Below are 25845 nucleotides of genomic sequence, written 5' to 3'. Positions count from 1 at the left end.
GCCGGGCTTTTCACTTGGAGCTTGAAGCTTGAAGCTTGTAGCTGACCTCGATGCCTTCCTCGAACACCTGCGCAGCGAGCGCCAGGTGTCCGCGCATACCCTCGCCGGCTACCGGCGCGACCTGCTCAAGGTCGTCGCGCTGTGCGAGAAGAACGGCATCGCCGACTGGGCCGACCTGCAGGTGCGCGAGCTGCGCGCGCAGGTCGCCCGCCTGCACGCCCAGGGCCTGGCCAGCCGCAGCCTGGCGCGGCTGCTCTCGGCGGTGCGCGGGCTCTACCAGTACCTGATCCGCGAGGGCCGCTGCCGGCACAACCCCGCCGACGGCCTGGCCGCGCCCAAGGCCGCGCGCAAGCTGCCGCGCACCCTCGACGCCGACCGCGCCGGGCAACTGCTCGACGGCGCCCTGGAGGACGACTTCATCGCCCGCCGCGACCAGGCCATGCTGGAGCTGTTCTATTCCTCCGGCCTGCGCCTGTCCGAGCTGGTCGGCCTGGACCTCGACGGCCTGGACCTGTCCGCCGGCCTGGTGCGGGTACTCGGCAAGGGCAACAAGATCCGCGAACTGCCGGTGGGGCGCGCCGCGCGCAAGGCCATCGAGGACTGGCTGCCGCTGCGCGAGATGGTCCGCCCGGCCGACCGCGCGCTGTTCGTCGGCCACAGCGGCAAGCGCCTGACGCCGCGCGCCGTGCAACTGCGGGTGCGCCAGGCCGGCGTGCGCGAGCTGGGCCAGCACCTGCACCCGCACATGCTGCGGCATTCCTTCGCCAGCCATATCCTGGAATCCTCCCAGGACCTGCGCGCGGTGCAGGAGCTGCTCGGCCATGCCGACATCGCCACCACGCAGATCTACACCCACCTGGACTTCCAGCACCTGGCCAAGGTCTACGACAACGCCCACCCGCGGGCCAGGCGCGTCAAACGCGATACCGATACAGGAGCCGAGGAATGAACATCCGGCTGGTCACCTTCGACCTCGACGACACCCTCTGGGACGTCGCCCCGGTGATGAACAGCGCCGAGGCCACCCTGCGCGAATGGCTGGCGGCGAACGCCGCGCAACTGGGTCCGGTGCCCATCGAGCATCTGTGGGCGATCCGTGCGCGGCTGATGCAGCAGGACCCAATGCTCAGGCACCGCCTGAGCGAGCTGCGCCGGCGCATCCTCCTGCACGCCCTGCTCGACGCCGGTTATCCACAGGCGGAAGCGGCGGACCTGGCCGAGGCCGGTTTCCAGGTCTTCCTCCATGCGCGCCACCAGGTCAGCCTGTTCCCCGAGGTGCACCCGACCCTGGAGGCCCTGGCCAACCGCTTCATCCTCGGCGTGCTCACCAATGGCAACGCCGACGTGCGCCGCCTGGGGCTGGCCGACTACTTCCAGTTCGCCCTGTGCGCCGAGGAGCTGGGCATCGGCAAGCCCGATCCGAAACCCTTCCGGGAAGCGCTCAAGCGCGCCGGCGTTGAGCCGCAGCAGGCGGTGCACATCGGCGACCACCCCAGCGACGACATAGCCGGCGCCCGCCGCGCCGGCCTGCAGGCCATCTGGTTCAACCCGGCGCGCAAGGCCTGGGAGGGCGAGGAAGCGCCCAGCGCGATCATCCACAGCCTCGCGGAGCTGCCCGGGGTGCTGGCGCGGCTGTAATCGAAACGCTCCTCGTGGGAGCGCCGATGGTTCATCGTAGGGCGCATAACGCCTACGGCGTTATCCGCCGCATCGCGGACGGAGTCCTACAGGGGGGAACACCGCGATTTCCCAACTGCGGGCCCTGCCCGCGATTCGCGCGCAGGGCGCGCTCCTACAGGGGAGCCGCGTGGCTGGGGCAGCGTAGGAGCGGATCTCATCCGCGATCCGCGCCGATACCTCCGGCTATCGCGGACAAGGTCCGCTCCTACGCCCTCCGGCAAACACAAGACCCGTAGGATGGCGTTGAGCGAAGCGATACCCATCACCCCAACCGCATGGGTTTCGCAAGGCTCAACCCATCCTACGAAGAGCACTGCGCCCACGGGCCACCACAAAGAAAAAGCCCGCCGCTCCCCTTCCGGGGAGGGCGGGCCTTTTCACGACGTCGCCCTTAGATGGGGCGGCTGCCGTATTTGCTGTCCGGCTTCTTCGGCGGATCGGCGACCACGTTGGGCTCGATCTCCTGGACCTTGCCGCCACGGGAGAGGAACTCTTCCATGGCCCTGGCCAGGGCGTCGCGCTCCTTCTGCTTGGCCTCCACCGAGGGCAGTTCCTCTTCCTCTACGGCTGCCTTGGCTTTCTTGCCGCCACCAGAGGAAGCCGGGGCCTCGTCGGCTTCGCCATCGGCGTCGCCATCGTCAGCCGCGGCCAGCTCTTCGCCGTCGTCCTCGTCGCCACTTTCCAGCTCGTCTTGTTCCAGTTCTTCGTCGCTCATTGTTCAACCTCGTGGTGCTGCAAAGCAGGTTAGTTATAGCCCAGCCGCGCGCTTTGACGAACGCTGCCGGAAAAAATTCACAGAGCCTCGCCCTGCAGGGTCGCCAGCACCTTGCGCGGCCCGCCGTGATCGCGGTGTTCGCCCAGGTAGATGCCCTGCCAGGTGCCCAGCGCCAGGCGCCCGGCACTGACCGGCAGGGTCAGCTGGCAGCCCAGCAGGCTGGCCTTGAAGTGCGCGGGCAAGTCGTCCGGCCCTTCGTAATCGTGCTCGTAGCCACCCTCGCCCTGCGGCACCAGGCGATTGAAGAATCGCTCGAAGTCCCGCCGCACCGAGGAGTCGGCATTCTCGTTCAGCGTCAGCGACGCCGAGGTGTGCTGCAACAGCAGGTGCAGCAGGCCGACCCGGCAACGCGCCAGGTCCGGCAATGCCGCCAGCACCTCGTCGGTGACCAGGTGGAAACCGCGCGACCGCGGGCGCAGGGTGATCAGGGTCTGCTGCCACATGGCGAGGCCTCCGATTGGCTACCGATGCGGGCGCATTCTAGCGAAGCGCAGAAAAAAACAAAGGGCGCCCGTAGGCGCCCTTCGTCGAACTCGCGCGAACCTTACAGGTTGTAGCCGCGCTCGTTGTGCAGGGCCAGGTCCAGGCCCACGGTTTCTTCTTCTTCGGTGACGCGCAGGCCGATGACCAGGTCCAGCACCTTGAGGATCACGAAGCTGACGATCCCGGTGTAGACGATGGTGAAGGCCACGCCCTTGAACTGGATGAACAGCTGGGCGCCGATGTCGGTAACGGTGCCGAAGCCACCCAGGGCCGGCGCTGCGAACACGCCGGTCAGCAGGGCGCCGACGATGCCGCCGACGGCATGCACGCCGAAGGCGTCCAGGGAGTCGTCGTAGCCGATGGCGCGCTTCAGGCTGGTGGCGGCGAAGAAGCAGATCACGCCGGCGGCCAGGCCGAGGATGATGGCGCCCATCGGACCGCAGGTGCCGGCGGCCGGGGTCACGGCCACGAGGCCGGCGACCACGCCCGAAGCGATGCCCAGGGCGCTCGGCTTGCCGTGGGTGATCCACTCGGCGAACATCCAGCCCAGGGCCGCAGCGGCGGTGGCGATCTGGGTCACCAGCATGGCCATGCCGGCGGTGCCGTTGGCGGCGGCGGCGGAACCGGCGTTGAAGCCGAACCAGCCGATCCACAGCAGGGCCGCGCCGACCAGGGTGTAGCCCAGGTTGTGCGGGGCCATGGCGGCGGTCGGGTAGCCCTTGCGCTTGCCCATCACCAGGCAGGCCACCAGGCCGGCCACACCGGCGTTGATGTGCACCACGGTGCCGCCGGCGAAGTCCAGCACGCCCCAGTCCCACAGCAGGCCGCCGTCGCCGCTCCAGACCATGTGTGCGATGGGGGCGTAGACCAGGGTGAACCACAGGCCGGTGAAGATCAGCAGCGCGGAGAACTTCATGCGCTCGGCGAAGGCGCCGACGATCAGCGCCGGGGTGATGATCGCGAAGGTCATCTGGAACATCACGAAGACGCTTTCCGGGAACAGCGCGGCGGCGGAGGTCAGGCCGGTGCTGGTCAGGCCGCTGAGGAAGGCCTTGTCGAAGCCGCCGACGAAGGAGGCGAAGTTGATCACGCCCTTCTCCATGCCGACGGTGTCGAAGGCCAGGCTGTAGCCGTAGACGACCCACAGGATGCTGATCAGCGCGGTGATGGCGAAGCACTGCATCATGATCGACAGGACGTTCTTGGCGCGCACCATGCCGCCGTAGAACAGGGCCAGGCCGGGGATGGTCATCATCAGCACCAGGGCGCTGGAAATCAGCATCCAGGCGGTGTCGCCACTGTTCAGGACCGGGGCCGCAGCTTCGTCCGCCATGGCCAGGCCAGGCATTGCGAGGGACAAAAGGGCTCCTAGCCCTGCGAACTTGCGCAGAGTCATTGTTGTTTCTCCTGGGGCGGTGGGGTTCGGTTGGCTTAGATGGCGTCGGTACCGGTCTCGCCGGTACGGATGCGGATCGCCTGTTCCAGATTCACGACGAAAATCTTGCCGTCGCCGATCTTGCCGGTGTTGGCGGCCTTGGTGATGGCTTCGATGACGCGGTCCAGCTGGTCGTCGGCGATGGCCACGTCGATCTTCACCTTGGGCAGGAAGTCGACGACGTACTCCGCACCACGGTACAGCTCGGTGTGCCCCTTCTGCCGGCCGAAGCCCTTGACTTCGGTCACAGTGATGCCCTGCACGCCGATCTCGGACAGCGACTCGCGCACGTCGTCGAGCTTGAACGGCTTGATGATGGCTGTGACTAGCTTCATGAAACTCTCTCCCGTGTTTTGGTGGACTCGCCCCAGGAAAACGAACCCGGGGACAAGTCTAAGCGCAGTGTCTGGCTTTGTAACGCGCCGGCCGCCCTACCTCAGCACTCCGACTCCTCCAGCCGCTTCCCGCGAAGCGCTCGTCAGCTCCGCCAGCCGCACCGGACCTGCATCGGTGCACGCTATGCCAGCCCCAAAGCAGGAAGCTTGCCAGCTCGGCGAAAAGCCCGGCGATTCAGCCGCTTAGCGAAAAACACCGGGCGCCGGGCGATGGCCGGGTGCCATGTCGCGCACCAGAAGCGGGCAGTACTGCCGCCATGCCTGCGCAAAAATCGTGCAGCGCCCTGCTTTTTCCGGCCAATGCGGGGGCCGACCAGGGCCATCCGGGCGGCGCCATAGGGAAGAGGCTCGACCAGCGCTGGACCAGGGCCATCTATCCGAAGGGATTTTCCGAAAGCCTGAAGGCAAGTTCCTCAGTATCCGAGCGGGCGTCGCCGCAGGAGTCGAAAGACCTATCTTTCGCCGATTTGCGGAAAACCAGCGATGAGCCTTCTCCCCAGCCGCCGCGCCTGGCCCGGCCAGGCGACCTCCACGCCCGCCAACCACTTCAGGCAGGACATCAACGGCCTGCGCGCCCTGGCGGTGGTCGCGGTCATCCTCTATCACTTCGACGTCGGCGGACTGGCCGGCGGATTCGCCGGCGTGGACGTGTTCTTCGTGCTCTCCGGCTACCTCATGGCGGGGATCATCGGCACGGGCCTGCAACGCAACGACTTCTCCGTCCTGGCGTTCTACTGGGCCCGGGCCAGGCGCATCCTTCCGGCGTTGCTGGTGGTCTGCGCGGTCGTGCTGGCCGTCGGCTGGCTGCTGCTGGCGCCGAACGACTACAAGACCCTCGGCCGGCACGCCCGACAGTCCCTGGCCTTCCTGTCCAATCACCTGTATCTGAAGGAAGCCGGCTACTTCGACAGCGCCAGCCAGGCGAAATGGCTGCTGCACACCTGGTCGCTGTCCGTCGAATGGCAGTTCTACCTGGCGTTGCCGCTCATCCTCGCCCTCGCCTGGAAGCTGTTGCCCCGGCGCGGCACGCTCGTGGGCGTGCACCTGGCGCTGTTCTCCTGCTCGCTGGCGCTGTGCATCGCGCTGACCGCCAGCCATCCGCAAAAGGCTTTCTACCTCCTGCCCGCCCGCGCCTGGGAAATGCTCCTGGGCGGGTTGTGCTTCCTGCTCTGCTCGAACCTCGGGCTCCCGGCGACGGCGCGGCGCCTGCTGGAAGCCGGCGGCCTGGCGCTGATAGGGGCGTCGGTGTTCCTGCTCGACGAATCCGCCGCCTGGCCCGGCGCACTGGCGCTGCTGCCGACCCTGGGAACCGCCATGGTGCTGGCGGCCTGGCGGGAAACCTCGCCGTGGTGCACCCATGGCGCCGTGCAGTGGCTGGGCACGCGCTCCTACTCCCTGTACCTGTGGCACTGGCCGCTGGTGGCCTGGCTGTTCCATGCCGGCCACCGGCAAACGCCCCTGTGGATCGCCGCAGCCCTATTGCTGACGCTGATACTGGGCGAGCTTTCCTACCGACTGGTGGAACGACCGACGCGGCGCTGGCTGGGCACGGGCAGGCGGGCGTTCGCCGTGGCCGGACTGGCCGGCCTGATGATCCTCGCCGGCTACCTGGCGCAGGTGGTGGTCAGGGCGAAAGGCTTCCCGCAACGGATGCCCGCGGACATCCTGGCGATGCGCGAACAGGCCCTGCAGGGCACGCCGCGCAACGAGGAGTGCCTGAGCAAGGGCGCGGGCTGCGTGTATGGCGGGCCGGACATCCAGGCCATGCTCATCGGCGACAGCCATGCCGCCTCCGTGGTCACCGCCGCACAACTCGCGCTGCCCGACGCCGGCCAGGGCATCTACCTGCGGGCCGCGCCAGCCTGCCTGCCGGTTCCCGGGCTGCACATCCGCGAGCACCCGCGCGACAACCCGGAGGACACCTGCAACCGCCTGCGCCGGCAGCTGCCGGCCGAACTCGGCGACGCGCCCGGCCGGGTGCCGCTGATCATCGTCACCCGCACTTCCGTCTACCCGCTGGGCTACAACGGCATCGACCAGAACCGCAAGAACCGGCCGCAGGCCTACATCAGCTCGCCCGTAGACGAGCTCAGCAGCGAATGGCTCGAAGCGTTCGCCCGGCTCTACATCGACCACGCCTGCGCCCTGGCGCGGCAGCGCCCGGTCTACCTGGTGCGGCCGATACCGGAAATGCGCGTCGACGTACCGGATGTGATGAGCCGGAAGATGCTCCAGGGGAAGGCGCCGCAAGTCACCCTCAGCCGGGCCGACTACGAGGCGCGCAACGGCTTCGTCTGGAGCGTGCAGGACCGCGCCCGGGAAGCCTGCGGCGTGCAGATTCTCGATCCGCTTCCCTACCTGTGCGACGAAGGGCAATGCTACGGCGGCCGGGAAGGGCAGGCCTACTACGCCGACGACAACCACCTCAACGCGGCGGGCAGCCGGCTCCTGGCGCCCATGTTCGCCGAGGTCTTCGCGGACCTGTCCACGGCCCAGGCCGATCCCCCGCGCTAGCGCGCAGAACCTGCGGCGGCTGCCCGGTCCGCGCCAGCGGCACCGGGCAGCGTGATAGACTTCCCACCCAGTCCCAACCGGAAACCCTCGCCATGCTGCCGCCCAAAGCCTTCCTCGACGCCCTCGGCCAACAGGCCAGCCGCCTCTTCGGCGGTGAATCGCCGCTGCCCCGCGCCGAGCTGGAGGCGCAATTCAAGGTCCTGCTGCAGAGCGCCTTCGGCAAGCTCGACCTGGTCAGCCGCGATGAGTTCGACAGCCAGATGGTGGTGCTCGCCCGCACCCGCGCCCGCCTGGAGGCGCTGGAAGCCAAGGTCGCCGAACTGGAAGCCAGGCTCACGCCGCCCGCCGAGGCCGAATAAGCCGCAGGGGTTGGGAAAGGAGAGCGATTCCTCTCCCGCCTTTTTCCCGCTCGTGTTCACCAACCCGGGCCAACAAGAAACTTCCCACAGGACATCGGCAGCATTACAGCGACTCCGAGCATGGTCCCGGCTTCCCTGACCTCCTAGACTGGCGGTTTGTGAGGGAAGAGGCTGCCCCCATCCATGTCCCTGGCCATCGTCCACAGCCGCGCCCAGGTCGGCGTCGAGGCTCCCGGCGTCACCGTCGAGGCGCACCTGGCCAACGGCCTGCCGTCGCTGACCCTGGTCGGCCTGCCGGAAACCGCGGTCAAGGAAAGCAAGGACCGCGTGCGCAGCGCCATCCTCAACTCCGGCTTCGAATTCCCCGCCCGACGCATCACCCTCAACCTCGCCCCGGCCGACCTGCCCAAGGACGGCGGACGCTTCGACCTGGCCATCGCCCTGGGCCTGCTCGCCGCCAACGGCCAGTTGGCCGGCGCCAGCCTGGACGGCCTCGAATGCCTCGGTGAACTGGCCCTGTCCGGCGCCCTGCGCCCGGTGCAGGGCGTGCTACCGGCCGCCCTGGCGGCGCGCGCCGCCGGCCGCGCCCTGGTGGTGCCGAAGGAGAATGCCGAGGAAGCCAGCCTGGCCAGCGGCCTGACCGTCTACGCCGTCGGCCACCTGCTGGAGCTGGCCGCGCACCTGACCGGCCAGACGCCCCTGGCGCCCTACCAGGCCCGCGGCCTGCTGCGGGAAACCCCGCCCTACCCCGACCTCGCCGAGGTCCAGGGCCAGGCCGCGGCCAAGCGCGCCCTGCTGGTGGCCGCGGCCGGGTCGCACAACCTGTTGCTGAGCGGCCCGCCGGGCACCGGCAAGACGCTGCTGGCCAGCCGCCTGCCGGGGTTGCTGCCGCCGCTGAGTGAAGACGAGGCATTGCAGGTGGCGGCCATCCACTCCGTGTCCGGGCGCGGGCCGCTGACGCACTGGCCGCAGCGCCCGTTCCGCCAGCCGCACCACAGCGCCTCGGCCGCCGCGCTGGTGGGTGGCGGCAGTCGGCCGCAACCCGGGGAGATCACCCTGGCCCACGAAGGCGTGCTATTTCTCGACGAGCTGCCGGAGTTCGATCGCAAGGTCCTGGAGGTCCTCCGCGAGCCCCTGGAAGGGGGAGAAATCGTGATCGCCCGGGCCAACGGCCGGGTGCGCTTCCCGGCGCGCTTCCAACTGGTGGCGGCGATGAACCCCTGCCCCTGCGGCTACCTGGGCGACCCCAGCGGCCGCTGCCGTTGCACCCCGGAGCAGATCCAGCGCTACCGCGCCAAGCTCTCCGGCCCGCTGCTGGACCGCATCGACCTGCACCTGACAGTGGGCCGCGAAACCACGCGTCTCGTCCCTCAGAATGGCAGCCTGGGCAGCGCCGAGGTCGCCGCGCAGGTGGCCAGCGCCCGCGAGCGGCAACTGGCGCGGCAGGGTTGCGCGAACGCCGTCCTCGACCTCAAGTCGATGCACCAAAACTGCGCACTGGACGATCAGGACCAGGCCTGGCTGGAAACCGCCGGCGAGCGCCTGGACCTGTCCCTGCGCGCCCTGCACCGCATCCTCAAGGTCGCCCGCACCCTGGCCGACCTGGAAGGCGCCGAACGCATCGCCCGCTCGCACCTGGCCGAGGCCCTGCAATACCGCGCCGGGCACTGAGCCTCAGCAGCGCCAGAACGGCCGCAGCGCCTCGATGCGCGCCTGCTCGCGGGAAATGCCGATGTCACGCAGTTGCTCGTCGCCGAGCTCCAGCAGTTGCCTGCGCGTGCGCACCCGCCGCCAGAACTGGCGCCAGCGGCTTTCCGCCGGGCCGCGCGGAGCCAGGCTGCCGTCGTCGATGCCGAGCAGTTCGCGCTGATACAGGGTCAGGCGCACGTCTGTCATGCCGTTCATGTCGTCACTCCTCCTCCGAGCCTATGGATAGAGTGGCGAAAGGACAGGCTGCATTACAGATTCAAAGAAATGGAATTTTTTCCATACAGACAGCGGAAAAAACCAACTGAATGGCGTACTTTTGCCCGATCTGTACTGGTCTTTGCCGCCACGATGCGGCACGGGGCATCTGTCATGAAACGCTACGCACAATTGGCCGCCACCCTCGGCGAGCGCATCGAGCAGGGGCTGTACCGCCCCGGCGACCGCCTGCCCTCGGTGCGCTCACTGAGCGAGGAGCACGGCGTCAGCATCAGCACCGTGCAGCAGGCCTACCGGGTGCTGGAGGATGCCGGGCTGGTCGAGCCGAGGCCCAAGTCCGGCTTCTTCGTCCCCGAACGGCGCCCGCAGCCGGCCATGCCGGCGATGACCCGGCCGGCGCAACGGCCGGTGGACGTATCGCAGTGGGACCAGGTGCTGGAGCAGGTGCGCCACGCCCCCGGCGGCGACTTCGTCCAGCTCGGCCGCGGCACCCCGGACATCGCCAGTCCCTCGCTCAAGCCGCTGCAGCGCGCCATGGCCAACGCCGCGCGGCGCACCGACCTGCAGGCCCTGGGCTACGAAGGCATCCAGGGCTCGCTGGCGCTGCGCGAACAGATTTCCCGGCTGATGCTGGACTCCGGCTGTCAGGTGCCGCCCAGCGAAACGATCATCACCACCGGCTGCCAGGAGGCCCTGGCCATCACCCTGCGCGCCGTCTGCCAGCCGGGCGACATCGTCGCCATCGATTCGCCGAGCTTCCACGGCGCCATGCAGACGCTCAAGGCCCAAGGCCTGAAGGCCCTGGAAATCCCCACCGACCCGACCAACGGGGTGAGCCTGGAGGCCCTGGAACTGGCCATGGAGCAATGGCCGGTGAAGCTGATCCTGCTCACCCCCAACTGCAACAACCCGCTGGGCTACATCATGCCCGACGCGCGCAAGCGCGCCCTGCTCAGCCTGGCCCAGCGCTACGACGTGCCCATCCTGGAGGACGACGTCTACGGCGAGCTGGCCTATGCCTACCCGCGGCCGCGCAGCATCAAGTCCTTCGACAGCGACGACCGCGTGCTGCTGGCCAGCTCCTTCTCCAAGACCGTGGCGCCGGGCCTGCGCACCGGCTGGGTGGTGCCGGGGCGCTACCTGGACCGCATCCTCCACCTCAAGTACATCGCCAGCGGCACCTGCGCGCCGCAGCCGCAGATGGCCCTGGCCGAATTCGTCGGCGGCGGCCACTACGAGCCGCACATCCGCCGCATGCGCGCCCAGTACCAGCGCCACCGCGACCAGATGACCGACTGGATCGCCCGCTACTTCCCCGAAGGCACCCGCGCCACCCGGCCGCAGGGCGGCTTCATGCTCTGGGTGGAGCTGCACCCGCAGTTCGACAGCGTGCGGCTGAACCGCGAACTGCAGGCCGAGCGCGTGCAGGTGGCGGCCGGCAGCATCTTCTCGGCCGCCGGCAAGTACCGCAATTGCCTGCGCATGAACTACTCAAACCGCGACCTGCCGCGCATCGAAGAAGCCGTGCGCAAGGTCGGCGCCTGCGCCACGCGGCTGGTGGAGGAACTGCACGCCGAGGCCGGGGAGGATGTCGCCCTGGCGTGAAGGGGCATAGCGCCTGGGCGACGGTGTTGGGGAGGCACGGTCGTAGGAGTGGCTGTCTTGCCGGCTGCACCAAGGTGCGCCTCAACGGATGGGTTGAGCCTGCGAAACCCATGCGGCCGCGGTGATGGGTATCGCTTCGCTCAACACCATCCTACGGGGTGGTTTGCCGGCGGGGGTAGGAGCGGGCCCTGCCCGCGATTCGCGCGCAGGGCGCGCTCCTACAGGGAAATACCGTGCCGGGCGACAAGGCACAATCGAAACATTTATCCACCGCACAGCTCCCGCCCACCGGCACGGGGCTGCGATACTCGCGGCCTGCCTTCCGGAGACCGCCATGACCAGCCTGATCCTCGGCCCGCTCGCCATTCCCATGCCCCAGGCCCTGCTCTACCTGGGCTTCCTCGCCGCGCTGCTGGGCGGCTGGCTGGCCTTCGTCGCGCGCTACGCCGGGCAATACGCAGCGGCACCCTGGAGCATGCTGGACATCCGCGACGGCGGTTTCCTCGCCTGGCCGGGCGCCCTCGCCGCGGCCCTGCTCGGCGCCTGGCTGGCCTGGCGCCGCAACAGCCTGCGCCGGCCGCTGGCCATCGCCCTGGTGAGCGGCCTCTGCGTCTGGGGTAGCGGCAACGCCGTAGTCTCCGCCCTGGACCGCGGCCAGCAACTGCCGGCCCTGGCGCTGAGCGACCTGCAGGGCCGCCCGGTGAACCTCGGCCAACTGGACGGCCGCCCGCTGGTGGTCAACCTCTGGGCCACCTGGTGCCCGCCCTGCCGCCGCGAGATGCCGGTGCTGGAAGCCGCCCAGAAGGCGCGCCCGGACGTGCGCTTCGTGCTGGTCAACCAGGGCGAACCGGCCGAGGCCGTCACCAGCTTCCTCGCCAGCCAGAACCTGAAGCCCAGGGAAGTCCTGCTCGACCTCGGCAACCAGCTCGGCCAGGCCACCGGCGCCTACGGCATGCCGACCACCTTCTTCTACGCCGCCGACGGCCGCCTGCGCCACAGCCACATGGGCGAACTGTCCGCCGCCAGCCTGGAGCACGGCCTGCACCAGTTGGCCGAGCCCCGGCGCTGAGCCGGGATGTGATAACCGACCAAACTCATGCCGAACTCGATGCCAGATGACCAGAGCGCATCCTGAACCTCATTACAGGCTTTTCTATTAGACGATAAGTCATCGCCGAAAAGGCAATTACGCAAATCAACGCCAGGAAACTCATGACAGAGTTCTGGTATGCACTACCGGACAGGATATCGAATTTCTCGACGACTGAAAGAATAGGCATATGAAAGAGATAAACTCCATATGACCAATGCCCTAGTGCCTCAAGAGCCCGTCGGACAAACAAACCAATCCGCGACACACGAATAAGCTGCGGCTTGGCGTAAAGCATCGTAAATCCCACGAACCAGAGTCCAAGCAATGGCAAGAGAAGGTAGAGAGTGAAGGCATCAACCTTGCCTTTCTGAAACAGAGTATCTCCTACAACTCCAGTTCTCGCGAGCATCAGTAGAATCAACGATGCCAGTGAAACCTTGAAAAACAACTGGCTACGCACAATACCACTCCGAGATTGACCATTGACATAAAAGGCCGCAATTCCGCCCAGAAGAAACACTTCAAAATTGTAAATCACATCATGGTGGGCCAGTCGGTTCCATATTACGCGGCTCATTACAAAGCCATCGTCATAAGGAATATCCCAGAATACAATTGCGCTGTATATAAAGTACGCAAGAATAATGAAGAGCAAGGCTACAAACACACCAAGGCTCAAGCAGAGCCAACGCATGAAAAGGAACAAGACTGGCGCCAGGACGAAGAAAGCCACCTCGACAGGAAGGCTCCAGTAAACATGATTGAAAATTATGCCACCATCGATCTTATATGCACCAAAGAACCCAAACAAAGCCAGAACCTCATCCCAGCGATAGAATGACTCGGGCCAATAAATCAAGACACAGGCGAGAATAGAAAAATAATACAACGGCAACACTCTCAACGCTCTATTTCTGTAGTACCCGCAAACACCTAAAATAGAACCCGGCTCATAACGACCAAGTATAAAATTCTGGGTAATCAGAAACCCACTCAAACAGAAGAAAACAAGGACCGGTATGTAGCCGAAGGGCCTCAACAGCCACTCCAGATGAGAGGTACCTAGAGCCGTATAGAACTCAAACGGATAATGTCTCAACACCACGGCAAAGGCGCAAACCCCTCGCAGGATGAGCAGATAGTCGAATGACTGGAGAGAGCTATCTCTTTCTACCAAATCGCAAATCCTATTATGCTAATTCATTTCACACCAGCCAACCAAAAACGCCAAACTCTTTTAGCTATTTAACCGAATCCCGGTCATTGGGTTTTAGCTGATGCTTGCCCCTATATTTAGCATTACGCCAAAACATTCAGAAGCAGCCCTAGGAAAACTTCGACTCCGGCTTACTGCAACTAGTTAGTCTTCACGCCGCATAAATATCCATACGCCATCATCTCCAATAGGGTTTGGCACGTCCAATCTAATGCAATGCACCGAGACCCGATAGCGCTCGTCATAATCGGCCATGACCTCAGACTCGACACAAGAGGCATGTTCAATATCATCTTCGCTTATAGGGCCATCAAAATAGAGCCTTATATCCAAAGATGATTCAGACATTGAAAATGTTATCGCACGAACTCTTGCTGACACCTCACCCAGAAGGGCTCTTTGAATATTCAGACGGGCCGTCAAAACTGAATTATCAATAGCAATCACCCTTCATGGCCTCGCAGGCACGATGTGAATATGGACATCTACTCCAACTTTATCTATAACCTGCACGACGTCCCCCCCTACGGTACTCGGAATAGATGCTATGGACCGCCAAGCCGGCATCCAGCACATCCAGGAGACATCGAAAAAATCTGGCTATTGCCAAACCGCAAATCTGTAGTCCATTACGTATTGATCAATATACTCTTCTAGAAACAAGCCCCCAGGCACTAGACCATTAGCCACTTGATTAGCCTCTATTGAAGTAATTCTCATATCCACACTCGCCGCAGATGAGAGGTTGCTTCCGCAGAGCTTTATATAGAGCACTCATCCAGTTATGGCGCCACGGGCGCCCACTTTCGATAGCGATTAATCGACTTCCACAATTTAAACATCTGATCTGAAAAGCCAGGAAAACAAATATCAATCCCGCACACAATAGTGGCCATACAACAAGGCCAGAGAAGTCATTTATCACATCTTCCCAAGCAGGAGAAAACAAATAAACCACCCCTCCCATAAGAGCAAGTAGAGAGTTCAAAAAACACGTAAGAGCTGAAAGCAAACACAGCCACAGGGTAAATTTACGAAAAATCATTTCCCTTCCTCTCTCGCGAGCTTGGGTGCCAATGGAATTTTCAGCGGGGAGGTCCAACTTTCACTCTTCCCTCCTATTTCACCCAAGGCAATCGATGAAGCGGGTTGGCTCTTTTGCACAAGCTAACCACTGACAGGCTCTTTGCGGCGAAAGACAACTCTGCCAACTCCGGAAAACCCCGGAAGGCTCCCGCTCCCTACAATCAACTCAGACCTGCATCTCAAGCTAGAATCCTGATATGCTGTGTATTGGCAAACGACATCTTCGATTTCCTCAACGTCCTCTTCGAGGTTTTCCTCAAGATAGAACTTCAATACCCACTCATCACCATCCCATAGCAATGTGACCATTCTAAAATTGGTCGAGATTTTCCCTACCAATGCTTGAATCAGCATTAGCACTTGGTAGTTCCAATCCTCCAGTCCGGGTTGGTCAATCATTCAGGACTCCAATCTTGGCTTGCAGGAATAATGCTTGGGCTCTTCTTCCTTTACAATGAACGCGCTTATATCAAAACCGAGATCAACGCTATACCAGCAACTCCCTAAAACTTAACCCACCAGGAAACCTTGAGCATTTTTCCTAGAACTTTCACTTGGCCTGCATGGTAAGCATCAAGGACTTTTTGAGCATCGGGCACACTATTCAGGAAACCACCTTATCCTCGTCTCAGCTGGCCTCACAACAACATGACGAGGCTGTTTCAGGATTATTTTTGTGGAGATACCAAGAAGATCTTTTGGTATAGGCATCCATTTTTCAGCACAAAATTATCCAGATAGAAACCTTTCCTTTAATTTCTCTATAACCTGGTTCATGGCTACAAGCGGGCAGTCATCATCTTGAGAGTATATGCTGCACGAAGCCATGTCCTCCGGATAACCAAAGTCTGCATAGACCTCCTGAAGGCTATTTATTTTGTTTTCATCACTGTCACCTGACGTCTCAATATAGAGCAGAAAAGCTAAACGCCACTTATCTATATCGGCATCGCAATCCGTCTTATCCACCTGCATTGAAATAAGCTCAAGAAGCTCTTCATCACTTAAGTATTCACCCCCTGCAATGATAGCAACCATCTCACACTCAGAGCCATTTACGAGCAGGCTAATAGCATATTCAAAAACATCATCTCGCTTTACCCAGCGCCTTCTAAATCCCAAGTAAACGGTTGACCAACAGATCAACCCAAAATCAAACAGAACACTGAGCGGAGACATTACTCCCCCTATCTCTTCGGAGTCCGGTTAGGCAAGCCAGTAATTTTACCGTCAGGGATAAAACACCTGTAGGTTACACCCCCACATCAACCTTATTATCAATAATCGATCAATTCACGATCGAGACAATAACCGATCAATAACTCACCATTACTACTATATAAAACAGTTACAGCCCCTATATCTTCATATATCTCACTCAGCATCGCTGACTCGAGAACATACCACTATCCAGCAAGGTAAATTAGCTATAAATTCCATTATTAACTCCTCACATCAGATACAATGCGAGAAGCGTTTCCAGCATAGTGGATACACCCTCTTGTAACACTTTGGCTAACTCTTCCGTAAACACCTACTGGCCATCCGAGCTCCACAACCGGGTTTCCACGTGCACCTGTTCTAAAAATCGAATATTTCTGGAATACGTTCAGCATTCAATTTCTTTCGAAATTGAGTCCCTGGCCAGAATCAAAGCATCTACAAATCCAGACAACGGAACCTTCGGGCTTGAACTACCTAACTCGACAAAGATTTCCAATCTCTAACCTGTCCACCCCCATATCTTGATTAATCTGAGCGACAGGCTCTCCTTTATATTGGACCTCGATGGTCAGTTTTTTATAGCGACAATCGCTATATCCTAGTAGCTCGAAGTCCTTGTCAATTTCAAGCTTCATGTCGTACCTTGACGTCTAGAACCCAGAAAAAGATCCAGCGCTATTGTAGTGCGACCTCGTTCAATATGGCACTCGAGCCTACAATCCACCTTGATTCAGGTTGGAAAATTTAAATTCCCGAATAAAAGCCACTCTATTTAACAAGCCGCCAACCCGTCACTCAACTGCAGAAAAGAGCCTGGACTACTAGTAAAATCTTCAATATGAGAGGAAATACGCGAAAGGCATAAAAACTAGATATTTCTTATATCTACCAATTACCCGCGCAAGCAGCAACTCAACTACCAGGCAAGGTTGTCTTTTTTGGCTTTCTCTACTGCTTCAAGCCAATCGTCCCATGCTGCAGGGTCTGGCGGTCCCGAGTTATCAGACAAAACTGTCCAATCAAGGGAACTAAGTATTATCGCTATGTCCTCAGATTTTGTTAGCTCATATTCACGTTCAAGAAAGTAAAACATCGCACAAAAAGCTTGCTCTGGAGTCAATCTTTCATCATTTTCCATCTTTACTTCCTCTTGGCTTAAGCGATGCCAATCCTCTTTTAGGGTCATATGGCCTGGACGCTTTATTAATTCTGCCATTGATCACCTGACCTCCGCTTGTTTGCACCCATGCCTGGCTACCATCCGGCAATATCTTCACAGACCAGATGGTTCCGTGGCGATCCCCCCCTAGCACTGACTTATTGTAATTCGCCAAGCTTGTAAGTAACTCTCGATTGGCGGGAGTATCGGGTATATGTCCTTCAGCCTTTCTAAAGAATTGCTATTGTTGCTTTTGCACCAACTATTCGCGCCTAATATAAACCGGAACCACACTATCACCAGAGAAATCTATCCAAACTTCACCCACTGCAACACTATATGTTATTGATACTGACTCAACCCCCATAACCAATGAGTCAAACTCAGTAATTACATCATCGATTTCCTCCCTATCCTCAGCCAGATCCTCCACCAAGAAAAACCTAACATCTACCCCTTGAGAAAAATCAATCAGTACGGCTCTGAAATTTGGGGAAATCGCCCCCAACAAAGCCTGCACCAATGCAATAATTATTTTATTCCTAACTATTAAATTCATATCATTCCACCAGCTTGGGCGTAGGACTAGTAGGGACAATACTTGGACTTTTCGTTCCCTTAATAATGAAAACGTTCGTTGGCTGACTGTTTATCCCAGCACCAATATTTACGTTAGTTCCAGTGATCCCATCAACTCGAACGACAGGAAACCCTTGAGCATTCTTACCTAGAATAACCGCATTACCAGAACGATATGCGTCCAGAACCTTCTGCGCATCAGAGATATCGTTCAAATACCCCCCTTTACCTCGCTCTGCCAACTGAGGTGTTCCCTCTAGATGTCTTAGTTGCTTCTGGCGACTGATTTGACCGGAAACCTCTGGAAAGTCTTTGGGTGTAAGTATCCCTTTTGCAGCAATGGATCCTTCCTTTGCCAGAATATACCCCCGCCTGAGCACATTCCCGGCCAAGCCTCCCACCAAGTGGGCCGCCACAGCCTTCCCCACCTCTGCCTGCGCGGCCTCTATGCCTCCGCTGCGGTACTCGGAATGGATGCCATGGATCGTCAAGCCGGCATCCAGCACGCCCAACGCGGCAGCCACCCAATGTCCATCCGGATCGCTGTAGCTGTAGGGATTGTTCAGGGAATAGGCATAGCGATTGAAACTTCCCGGTGTTTCCTCACTGGCCTCCTTCGGATCCACCGACAGGAATCGCCCAATCAAGGGGTCGTAGTAACGAGCTCCGGCGTAAACCAGGCCGCTGTCCTGGCTCTGCGCATGGCCGGTGAAACCGAGCGTCCCGTAGCCCTGGTAGCCAGGGCGGTCCTGGCGTTCTCCAAAGGGGCGGTAATGCTCGCGCCAGAGCAGGTTTCCGCTCTCGTCGGTGGCGGCCACCGGCGAGCCCAGATGGTCGTTGTGGTAGTAGGTGACGAAGACCTCACTGGCGCTGGCCATTCCACAGAGCAGCAGCAGGCCAAGGCCGGCCAGCTTCATCCATTGGTGCATGATCGTTCTCCCTGGCCGGTAGTCAGAAAACGGTGCCCTGGTGACCATTCACCGGGAAGCGCTTTTCCTTGCAGTTGGAGACCCCATTGGCGTTGTCGTCTACGAACTCGCACTGCATGCGGGAAGCGATGCGCTCACCTGCCAGGTAGACGTGTTCGACGAATCCGCCGTCGGCGGGGAAGTCCTCGCGCAGCAGGCGCCCCTCCTGGCCATACAGGGAGAACACCTGGGTGCCGTTGGCGAACGCGGTCGCACTGCGGTAGCCACGTGGGTCGTAGCGGTAGGTTTCGCTGGGGAAAGGGCAGTCCCATTGCGGGCTGGCGCAGTACAACAACATCTGGCTGGCGCCGTTATAGGTGTAGCGCGAACGCCCCTGGGTGACATTGCCCCGGTTGTTGTAGGTGAAGCCGATGTTCAGGGAGCCATTGAGCGCGGCGAGGCGCCCCTGGCCATCGTAGGCGTAGTCGAGTCGGCGGCCGCCGATCTGCTGGAAGGTCAAATCGCCACGACCGTTATAGCCATAGCTCGCTTCACCCCAGGCGCCATTGGTGGACACGAGGCGATTCAGGCCGTCGTAACGCATCGACTGGTTGTGACGGCCGTCCACCTCGTCGACCAGTTGGGTCAGGTTGCCGGCGGCGTCGTAGCCGTAGCGCAACGCCATGGGCACATTGAACTGCGGTAGTCCGCCGATACGCCTGTCGGTCGGGCGCAGGCGCCGGGAGTCCTGGCCAATGCTCAGGGTCCGGCCGTTGGCGTAGATCAGCGAACGCAGCGCGCCATTGGCATGGAAGCTGACACTATGGGCAAAAGCGCCCACCTGGGTCGGGCGTCCATAGACATCGGGGTTGTAGAAGACCTCCAGACCGCTGGGGTAGGTGATGGTGTGCAACTGGTCCCGTGAGTTGTAGCCATACCCCATGGTCAGCGCGCGCGCCGCGCCGGGTTCGGTGAGCGTTTCGCGGATGATCTGGTCATGGGCGTTGTAGGTGAAGTCCCAAACCGTGCCCTGATAAGACGTCTGGCGTACCAGCCGGCCGCCCGGATCGTAGCTGCGGGTGAACGTCTGTACGCCGCCATAACTGCTCGACACCTGGCGGTTCATGGCGTCATAGATGAAATGGTCCATGGCCGCCGCTCCGACCTTGCGGCTGGTACGGTTGCCTACAGCATCGTATCCGTACTGGGTCGTCAGGGTTTCCGGGTTGAATTCGCTCGCCAGGAAACCACGGCTGTCATAGGCATAGGTACGCCGCAGGCCACCTTGTTCGAGCACAGTGACACGCCCCAGGGGATCACGGCCGATATGGGTGACGACGCCACCCGGCTGTTCGATGCGTACCCGTTGGCGTTGGTCGGGATCGCCATAGGCCAGATAGTGGCTGGTGGTCGCGTTGCCATTCTCGTCCCACTGCGTCTGGACGTTGCCCGTACCGTAGGCGGTCGTGGCGACGCTACCGTCGGCGTGGCGTACTCGCGTAAGTCGCCCGAGGCTGTCGTACTCGTAGTGCTGGGCATGGGGACTCAGCCCACCGTATCCGGGCAGCGAGAGGGTGAGTTTCTGACCATCTGCCCGGTAGATGGCGGCGGACTCGATGGTCGATGCACCACCGGACTCGATCTGGGCGATGAACTGGCCCAGAGAGTTGTATTGCCTGTTCAGCGCATAGCCGGCGCGAACGGCCGTTTGCATGACGCCCGTGGGGCCGAAGGAATAGCTGATGTCATAGCGGGTATAGCTGCTTTTCGGCAACTGGATGCGGGTTACCCGGTTCATCGCATCGTAGGCATAGCTGGTAACCCGCCCCAGCGGGTCGGTCAACGACGCCAGGGTGCCGGCGGGGTTCACCGTGCGACGGATCAGCCCACCATCGGCTTGACGAGTCAGTCTGGGTATCCCTCGGAAGTAGTCGGCGTGACTGGTGACCTGGCCGTTGGCATCGGTCTCGCTAGTCAGATCGCCATTGGCGCTATAGGCATAGCGCGTCACCACACCGAACACCGATTTCTGCGCCAGCCGGCCACTACCGGTGTAGCTGTTGGCTATCTCGCCGGGAATACCCGAAATGGACTGCTGGGAAACCTTGCCGAGCATCCAGCGCCCACCTGGACGGGTATAGCGGAACTGGACCGTCCTGCTGCCTTGCCCCTGTTCGGCCACGGTCGACGGCTGGCCGTAGGCATCATGGGTATAGCGGGTCAGATAGGTGGCGCCGTCCTGGGTGATAGAACGCTGGACCAATACGGGGGCCCGGGTCCTGTTCTCGACGAGCAGGTTGTAGCGACGCATTTCCTTCTGCGGGGCAATCTCCTGGCGGTCCCAGATATAGGTCTCCTCACGCAATGTCGGCCCGCAACCAGCTCCAGCCCGGCCAGCAACGACCTTGCGCACCAGGCTGCCAACTTTCCACAAGCCCTGGTCGACACCCGAGGCGCCGTTGGCGATGGTATTGGTACCTATGTGCTCGTAGGTAATGCACTGCAGTGGCCCCCGCTCGAGGGTCTGGTCGTTCCTGGGAGCGAAGCCCTTGATGTACTGGTACTCCCAGGCCAGGTCACGGGGCTGTACTCCGAGGATATTGGAGAGAGTCCGACGCTGTACGACATTGAGCTTTTCCGCAGGATCGATGCCCATCTGCTGAAAGCCGTATTCATAGCCGACACGCAGGCCAAGCGGGCTGGTCATGCCGGTCATCGAGAAACGGCCGGGCACGGTACCCACCAAAGAGTTCGCGTTGTTGTAGGCGTACGTCCAACGCGTGCCGTCGGGGTAATTCACGCTGGTCAGGTAGTGGGGCTTGGCCCCGACCTTCCAGTTGGCATCGGCATAGCCATAACCGATGCTGACGCCGTTGCTGGAAACGCCCGTCAGCACGGCTCTCGGGCCATTCTCATCGTGATAGCTGAAGTCGACTACGCGCCCATCCGTCGCCGTAATGCGCTTGAGCAGGTGATGCCGGGCCAGTTTGTTGGATTTCGAAATGTTGTAGCTGAAGTCGAGGGCATTTCCGTCGGCATCTTCGATACGCGTGACGAAGTAGCTGCGCAATTGCTTGTCAGGCGAGACCGTGCCAAGGAGATCGAAGACGTACTTGCGGCCGTCGGGGGAGAACACCAGCAGGCCGCCATCTCCCTTGTTCTGCTTGATGGGAAGGCAGCGACCGATCCAGCGCGCCTTGCTGATGAACGCGTGATCGCTGCCATCGCCATTGGCCAGGACGTGGCGTGAGCCATCGGGCAGTTCGAGTATCGGGTTGAGATTGGAGGCCACCTGACCGATCTGGCAGCCGCGATTGTTGTCGGCCTGGACAAGGCGATTGTAGGTATCCGAAACCCACAGGCGCCCGAAGTGCAGGTCCCATCCCGTACCGAACGGCGTCCTCTCGATATGGCCGTTGCTGTAGGGCCCCACTGGATTGGTAACGCTCTGGTAGTTGCGCAGCACCACGATATCCAGGCCGCCGTTGCCTGGAATGAGCAGGTCCCTGGTCACTATCTTCAGCGCCCCGCTGAAGGGGTCGATGCTGTCCACCTGCTCGCCGTCGGCGAACTGCCGGTTGCTGTTGAAGCCGGGCTCCTGATACGAGCCGACTGCCGCAGCGTTGAAATCCTCGCTGGCAGCCAGAGAGCCGATCGGCCCGAGCATGGCGGCCATGGCCAGGGCACGAACGGCTGGTGAACCGGCGAACATGGGCTTTCTCCTGAAGTGCAGACCGGGCGGACGACCCGCCCGGTCTCATTCAGGTGAAGCTACAAGCAGTGCCCCGAAGAAATTCCCACGTTATGGATCGGACAAATCCGCAACAACGAACGGATTACCCTTAGGAACTTCAAGCGCGCACCCGGCAGGCCGGTATCCGGCCGGTCACTGGATCTGCTCCGGCGTCACTATCACCCAGTTCTTGTCCGCGGTGACCGGCTGCCCCAGCTTGGCTTGGGCCTCGGCGTTCTTTTTGATCATGCCGTCGAGCTGGTCCATGTACTTGGCCTTGCGGTTTATCCACAGGTGGACGCCGTTCTCGGCGGTGCCGTTAAACAGCATGTAGCCGTCGCTGCTGGGGGTGTCGCCGCCGACCAGGATGGGCCGCTTCCACTGGTCGATGTAGGTGAGGATGGCGGCCTGCTTGCCGGCCATCCAGGTCGCCGGGGTCCACAGGTAGGGGGTGATCTCCAGGTCCAGGTTGGCCTTGGGATCGTATTTGCCCTCGCCGATCTGCTTGCGCGCGGTGGTCAGCGCGCCGGTCTTGCGGTCCTTGAGCAGGGTGGTGACGCCGATGACGTTCTGCGGCTTCACGTTGTAGCCGTACTTCGGATCGCTGGCGACCATGCGCACCAGTTCCTCGTGGGCGGCGGTCATCACGTAGACCTCGATGCCGTTCTCCATCAGCTTGTTGTACAGCTCCTGCTGGCCGGTGAAGACCTTCGGCGGGTTGATCTCGATGGTCTTCACCGCATCGCCCTCGTAGTAGGTGCTGGGGATCGGCTTGCCGTAGGCCATCAGTTCGTCGACGTAGCCCTTGAGTTCCTTGAGGGTGAAGCCGGAGAACACCTGGGCGACCCAGGGATAGCAGACCAGGTCGTCGACCTCGCAGAGGCGGTAGTAGTAGCTGTTCAGGCTTTCCTTGTGGCCGCCCACGTCCTTGAAGGGGATCAGCTTCAGCGACGGGTCCAGCTTCTCGCGGGTCAGCACGCCTTTCATTTCCAGGAAGGGCAGCAGCGACTCTTCCAGGTCGTAGCGGTAGCTGGTGTTGTCCATGTCGAAGACGGCGAAGGCGCCCTTGTTGGCGTTGGCCGCGATCAGCGCGTCCAGCTGCCTGGCGGCCGGTTCCGGCCAGTGCTTGAGTTCGGTGGCGGCGAAGACGCTGCTGGCCAGGCCGCCGAGCAGCAGCGCGGCGAGCAGGGTGCGCATGGGTTTCATCTGGTTTCCCCCGAGGTGGTCTTGTGGGTGGAAGGACCCGGCGCGGGCCGTTCCCTGGACTAGTCCAGCATTCACCCTAGCAAAGCCGTGTTGCAGTCCTGCGATGAACGCGACCTCGGGCGTTGCCTGCGCGCCAGGACTTGGCCAGGAGCGACAGGGCATGCCTGGAAGCGGCGGGCAGCGCAGGGGGCGCCGCCCGCCGCTGGCTCAGAGAATCTCCTCGGGCGTGACCACCAGCCAGTTCTTGTCGGCGCGCACCGGCTGCCCCAGCTTGGCCTGGGCCTCGGCGTTCTTCTTGATCATGCCTTCGAGCTGGTCCATGTACTTGGCCTTGCGGTTCACCCACAGGCGCATGCCGTCGTCCGCCGTGCTGTGGAACAGCATGTGGCCGTCATTGCTGGGCGAGTCGCCGCCGACCAGGATGGGCTTCTTCCACGGATCGATGTAGGTCTGGATGGCCGCCGTCTTGCCGGCCATCCAGGTGCCCGGGGTCCACAGGTAGGGGGTGAACTCGAGGTCCAGGTTGGCCTCGGGATCGTACTTGCCTTCGCTGATCTGCCGGCGCGCGGTGGTCACCGCGCCGGTCTTGCGGTCCTTGAGCAGGGTGCTGACGCCGATGACGTTCTCCGGCTTGACGTTGTAGCCGTACTTCGGGTCGCTGGCGACCATGCGCACCAGTTCCTCGTGGGAGGCGGTGAGGATGTACACCTCGATGCCGTTCTCCATCATCCGCTTGAACAGTTCCTGCTGGCCGGTGAACAGCTGCGGCGGCTGCACCTCGACGGTGCGCAGGGTGTCGCCGTCGTAGTAGTCGCTCTTGACCGGCTTGCCGCTCGCCATCATGGCGTCGAGGTGGCCCTTGAGTTCGCGCAGGGTCAGGCCGGAAAGCGCCTGTGCGGCCCAGGGGTAGCAGACGCGGTGGTCGAATTCGCAGAGCCGCGTGTAGTAGCTGTTGAGGCTCTCCTTCTTGCCCTTGAGGTCCTTGAAGGGGATCAGCTTCAGCGAAGGGTCGAGCTTGTCGCGGGTCAGCACGCCCTTGTTCTCCAGGTACGGCAGCAACGCCTCGGCGACGTCGTAGCGGTAGCTGGTGTTGTCCATGTCGAAGACGGCGTAGGCGCCCTTGTTGGCGTTGGCCGCGATCAGCGCGTCGAGCTGCTTCGCCGCGGGCTCCGGCCAGTGCTTGAGCTCGGTGGCGGCCACGGCGTCGTTGGCCAGGCCGCCGAGCAGCAGGATGCCGAACAGTAGTCCATAGGTTTTCATCGAATGTTCCCCCGGTTGCGAATGGCGGGGAAGGCGCGGCGACACGGGCTTTGGCCCATCGTTGATGGCCGGGCGTTTCCCCTCCGCCACGACCGTAGCAAGGGGGCAAAGGGCCAGACAGACGGTCGGGCGTCGCATGCGCGCTCCAGTCGCAGGGGCAGTGGAAACGCCCTACAACCTACTCCAGCATTTCAACCTGCGGCAGTCGCATTGCGCTGACTTCGGCCAGAAGAAAATCCCTCAGACGGCGCAGGCGCTCCTGCTGCCGCCGCGCCTTGGGCCAGACCAGGTAGTAGCTCTCGCCGCTGGCCACTGCACAGGGCCAGGGCAGGGCCAGGCGGCCGGCGGCGGCGTCCTCGGCGACCATCACCAGGTCGCCGATGGACAGGCCGTAGCCCCGGGTGGCCGCGACTATGCCCAGCTCCAGGGTGTCGAAGACCTGGCCGCCCTTGAGCGACACCTGCTCCTCCAGGCCCACGCGCTGCAGCCAGCGGCGCCAGTCGCGGCGGTCCGGCGTGGGGTGCAGCAGCTCCGCGGCGGCCAGCCGCTCGACGTCCCAGGGGCCATCGTCCAGCAGTTGCGGGGCGCCGACCGGGATCAGCCACTCGGGGAACAGCAGGCAGCTCTCCCATTCCGCCGGGAAGCGCCCGGCGCCGAGCAGCACCGCGCAGTCGAAGGGCTCGCGGGCGAAGTCCACCTCATCGACGTCCATCCAGGCGCTGGTCAGCTGCACCTCGATATCGCTGTTGGCCATGCGGAAGATGCTCAGGCGCGGCAGCAGCCAGCGCATGGTCAGGGTCGAGGGCGCCTTCAGGCGCAGCACGTCCTCGTCGCTGTGCAGGCTTGCGCAGGCGCGCTCCAGGGCGTCGAAGCCATCGCGCAGGCCCGGCAACAGCAGGCGCGCCGGCTCGGTCAGGCGCAGCTGGCGGCCCTGGCGCTGGAACAACTGGCAGTCGAAGTGCTCCTCCAGGGTGCGCACGTGGCGGCTTACCGCGCTCTGGGTGATGGCCAGTTCCTCGGCGGCGCGGGTGAAGGAGGCGTGCCGGGCGGCCGCCTCGAAGGCGCGCAGGGCATAGAGCGGGGGCAGGCGACGGGGCATGGCGGGCCTTCAGGCATGAGTCTGACTCATGCATTGCATCGCTTTTTTCCTTTTGTGGGAAGGCCTGGCGGCCCACCAGAATGGGCGAATCGATGAACCCGGTAGGCGCC

22 protein-coding genes are annotated in these 25845 nt (G+C 62.1%); 7 read left to right on the top strand and 15 right to left on the bottom strand.

What is annotated here, in order from left to right; translation table 11 throughout:
* The first annotated feature begins 28 nt into the window (after window positions 1-28).
* Both xerC and RN02_RS14225 read left to right on the top strand, forming a co-directional pair.
* The gene (gene xerC, locus RN02_RS14230; protein ID WP_043315032.1) at window positions 29-949 is read left to right on the top strand and encodes a tyrosine recombinase XerC; all 921 of its coding nucleotides are present in this window, start codon (window positions 29-31) and stop codon (window positions 947-949) included.
* On the top strand, window positions 946-1638 hold the full coding sequence (locus tag RN02_RS14225) for an HAD family hydrolase (protein WP_043315031.1): 693 nt from the start codon (window positions 946-948) through the stop codon (window positions 1636-1638). Before xerC ends, RN02_RS14225 begins: the two co-directional genes overlap by 4 nt.
* Window positions 1639-2071: 433 nt before the next feature.
* On the opposite strand, the gene sutA is transcribed toward RN02_RS14225, so the two are convergent.
* The 4 genes from sutA to glnK all read right to left on the bottom strand — a co-directional run bounded on the left by sutA (window position 2072) and on the right by glnK (window position 4708).
* Entirely contained in the window at window positions 2072-2395 is a 324-nt protein-coding gene (sutA, locus tag RN02_RS14220; protein WP_043315030.1) for a transcriptional regulator SutA, read from the bottom strand.
* Between the two features lie 77 nt (window positions 2396-2472).
* The gene (locus tag RN02_RS14215; protein ID WP_043315029.1) at window positions 2473-2898 is read right to left on the bottom strand and encodes a secondary thiamine-phosphate synthase enzyme YjbQ; all 426 of its coding nucleotides are present in this window, start codon (window positions 2896-2898) and stop codon (window positions 2473-2475) included.
* A gap of 101 nt (window positions 2899-2999) precedes the next feature.
* Complete coding sequence (locus tag RN02_RS14210; RefSeq protein WP_043315028.1) at window positions 3000-4334, bottom strand: ammonium transporter; 1335 nt, start codon at window positions 4332-4334, stop codon at window positions 3000-3002.
* Window positions 4335-4369: 35 nt separating this feature from the next.
* Window positions 4370-4708: a P-II family nitrogen regulator gene (glnK, locus tag RN02_RS14205; protein ID WP_003457590.1), complete on the bottom strand. Its 339-nt coding sequence runs from the start codon at window positions 4706-4708 to the stop codon at window positions 4370-4372.
* Window positions 4709-5251: 543 nt separating this feature from the next.
* On the opposite strand from glnK, the gene RN02_RS14200 reads away from it, so the two are divergent.
* The 3 genes from RN02_RS14200 (at window position 5252) to RN02_RS14190 (ending at window position 9312) form a co-directional block, all read left to right on the top strand.
* Entirely contained in the window at window positions 5252-7282 is a 2031-nt protein-coding gene (locus RN02_RS14200; RefSeq protein ID WP_052267737.1) for an acyltransferase family protein, read from the top strand.
* 92 nt (window positions 7283-7374) lie between these two features.
* Window positions 7375-7641, top strand: coding sequence for an accessory factor UbiK family protein (locus RN02_RS14195; protein ID WP_009614069.1), 267 nt, complete (start codon window positions 7375-7377; stop codon window positions 7639-7641).
* A gap of 183 nt (window positions 7642-7824) precedes the next feature.
* The gene (locus RN02_RS14190; protein ID WP_009614072.1) at window positions 7825-9312 is read left to right on the top strand and encodes a YifB family Mg chelatase-like AAA ATPase; all 1488 of its coding nucleotides are present in this window, start codon (window positions 7825-7827) and stop codon (window positions 9310-9312) included.
* Between the two features lie 3 nt (window positions 9313-9315).
* Here the strand turns inward: RN02_RS14190 and RN02_RS14185 are convergent, their stop codons facing one another.
* On the bottom strand, window positions 9316-9546 hold the full coding sequence (locus tag RN02_RS14185) for a DUF1127 domain-containing protein (protein ID WP_009614075.1): 231 nt from the start codon (window positions 9544-9546) through the stop codon (window positions 9316-9318).
* A 174-nt stretch (window positions 9547-9720) separates the two neighbouring features.
* Between RN02_RS14185 and RN02_RS14180 the strand changes: the two genes are divergently transcribed.
* Window positions 9721-11172, top strand: coding sequence for an aminotransferase-like domain-containing protein (locus tag RN02_RS14180; RefSeq protein ID WP_043315027.1), 1452 nt, complete (start codon window positions 9721-9723; stop codon window positions 11170-11172).
* Window positions 11173-11506: 334 nt separating this feature from the next.
* Window positions 11507-12241 (top strand): TlpA family protein disulfide reductase, encoded by a 735-nt coding sequence (locus RN02_RS14175; RefSeq protein WP_043315025.1) that lies wholly within the window; start codon window positions 11507-11509, stop codon window positions 12239-12241.
* A gap of 25 nt (window positions 12242-12266) precedes the next feature.
* Here the strand turns inward: RN02_RS14175 and RN02_RS14170 are convergent, their stop codons facing one another.
* The 10 genes from RN02_RS14170 to RN02_RS14145 form a co-directional block, all read right to left on the bottom strand.
* A complete protein-coding gene (locus RN02_RS14170; protein WP_161796247.1) occupies window positions 12267-13442 on the bottom strand; it encodes an acyltransferase family protein in 1176 nt (391 codons plus the stop codon).
* 1206 nt (window positions 13443-14648) lie between these two features.
* Window positions 14649-14966, bottom strand: coding sequence for a hypothetical protein (locus RN02_RS32335; protein WP_082033799.1), 318 nt, complete (start codon window positions 14964-14966; stop codon window positions 14649-14651).
* Window positions 14967-15296: 330 nt separating this feature from the next.
* Window positions 15297-15746: a DUF2247 family protein gene (locus RN02_RS32330; RefSeq protein WP_082033798.1), complete on the bottom strand. Its 450-nt coding sequence runs from the start codon at window positions 15744-15746 to the stop codon at window positions 15297-15299.
* A 961-nt stretch (window positions 15747-16707) separates the two neighbouring features.
* Window positions 16708-17007 carry a hypothetical protein gene (locus RN02_RS32325; RefSeq protein ID WP_201773768.1) on the bottom strand — a complete coding sequence of 100 codons (300 nt, stop codon included), beginning with the start codon at window positions 17005-17007 and terminating at the stop codon, window positions 16708-16710.
* Window positions 17008-17212: 205 nt separating this feature from the next.
* A complete protein-coding gene (locus tag RN02_RS32320; protein WP_236695187.1) occupies window positions 17213-17509 on the bottom strand; it encodes a hypothetical protein in 297 nt (98 codons plus the stop codon).
* A 1-nt stretch (window position 17510) separates the two neighbouring features.
* Window positions 17511-18458, bottom strand: coding sequence for an RHS repeat domain-containing protein (locus RN02_RS31680; RefSeq protein WP_052267736.1), 948 nt, complete (start codon window positions 18456-18458; stop codon window positions 17511-17513).
* A 22-nt stretch (window positions 18459-18480) separates the two neighbouring features.
* Window positions 18481-22149, bottom strand: coding sequence for an RHS repeat protein (locus RN02_RS14160; protein WP_043315023.1), 3669 nt, complete (start codon window positions 22147-22149; stop codon window positions 18481-18483).
* Window positions 22150-22323: 174 nt separating this feature from the next.
* Window positions 22324-23376 (bottom strand): hypothetical protein, encoded by a 1053-nt coding sequence (locus tag RN02_RS14155; RefSeq protein WP_009614078.1) that lies wholly within the window; start codon window positions 23374-23376, stop codon window positions 22324-22326.
* A gap of 207 nt (window positions 23377-23583) precedes the next feature.
* Window positions 23584-24636, bottom strand: coding sequence for a phosphorylcholine phosphatase (locus RN02_RS14150; RefSeq protein ID WP_043315022.1), 1053 nt, complete (start codon window positions 24634-24636; stop codon window positions 23584-23586).
* 178 nt (window positions 24637-24814) lie between these two features.
* Window positions 24815-25735, bottom strand: coding sequence for a LysR substrate-binding domain-containing protein (locus tag RN02_RS14145; protein ID WP_043315021.1), 921 nt, complete (start codon window positions 25733-25735; stop codon window positions 24815-24817).
* Window positions 25736-25845 lie beyond the last annotated feature (110 nt).

Source organism: Pseudomonas sp. PI1 (assembly GCF_000812405.1).
Taxonomy (GTDB): Bacteria; Pseudomonadota; Gammaproteobacteria; order Pseudomonadales; family Pseudomonadaceae; genus Pseudomonas; species Pseudomonas citronellolis.
Note: the sequence above shows the minus strand (reverse complement) of the source record. Positions and strands in the feature narration are given on the sequence as shown.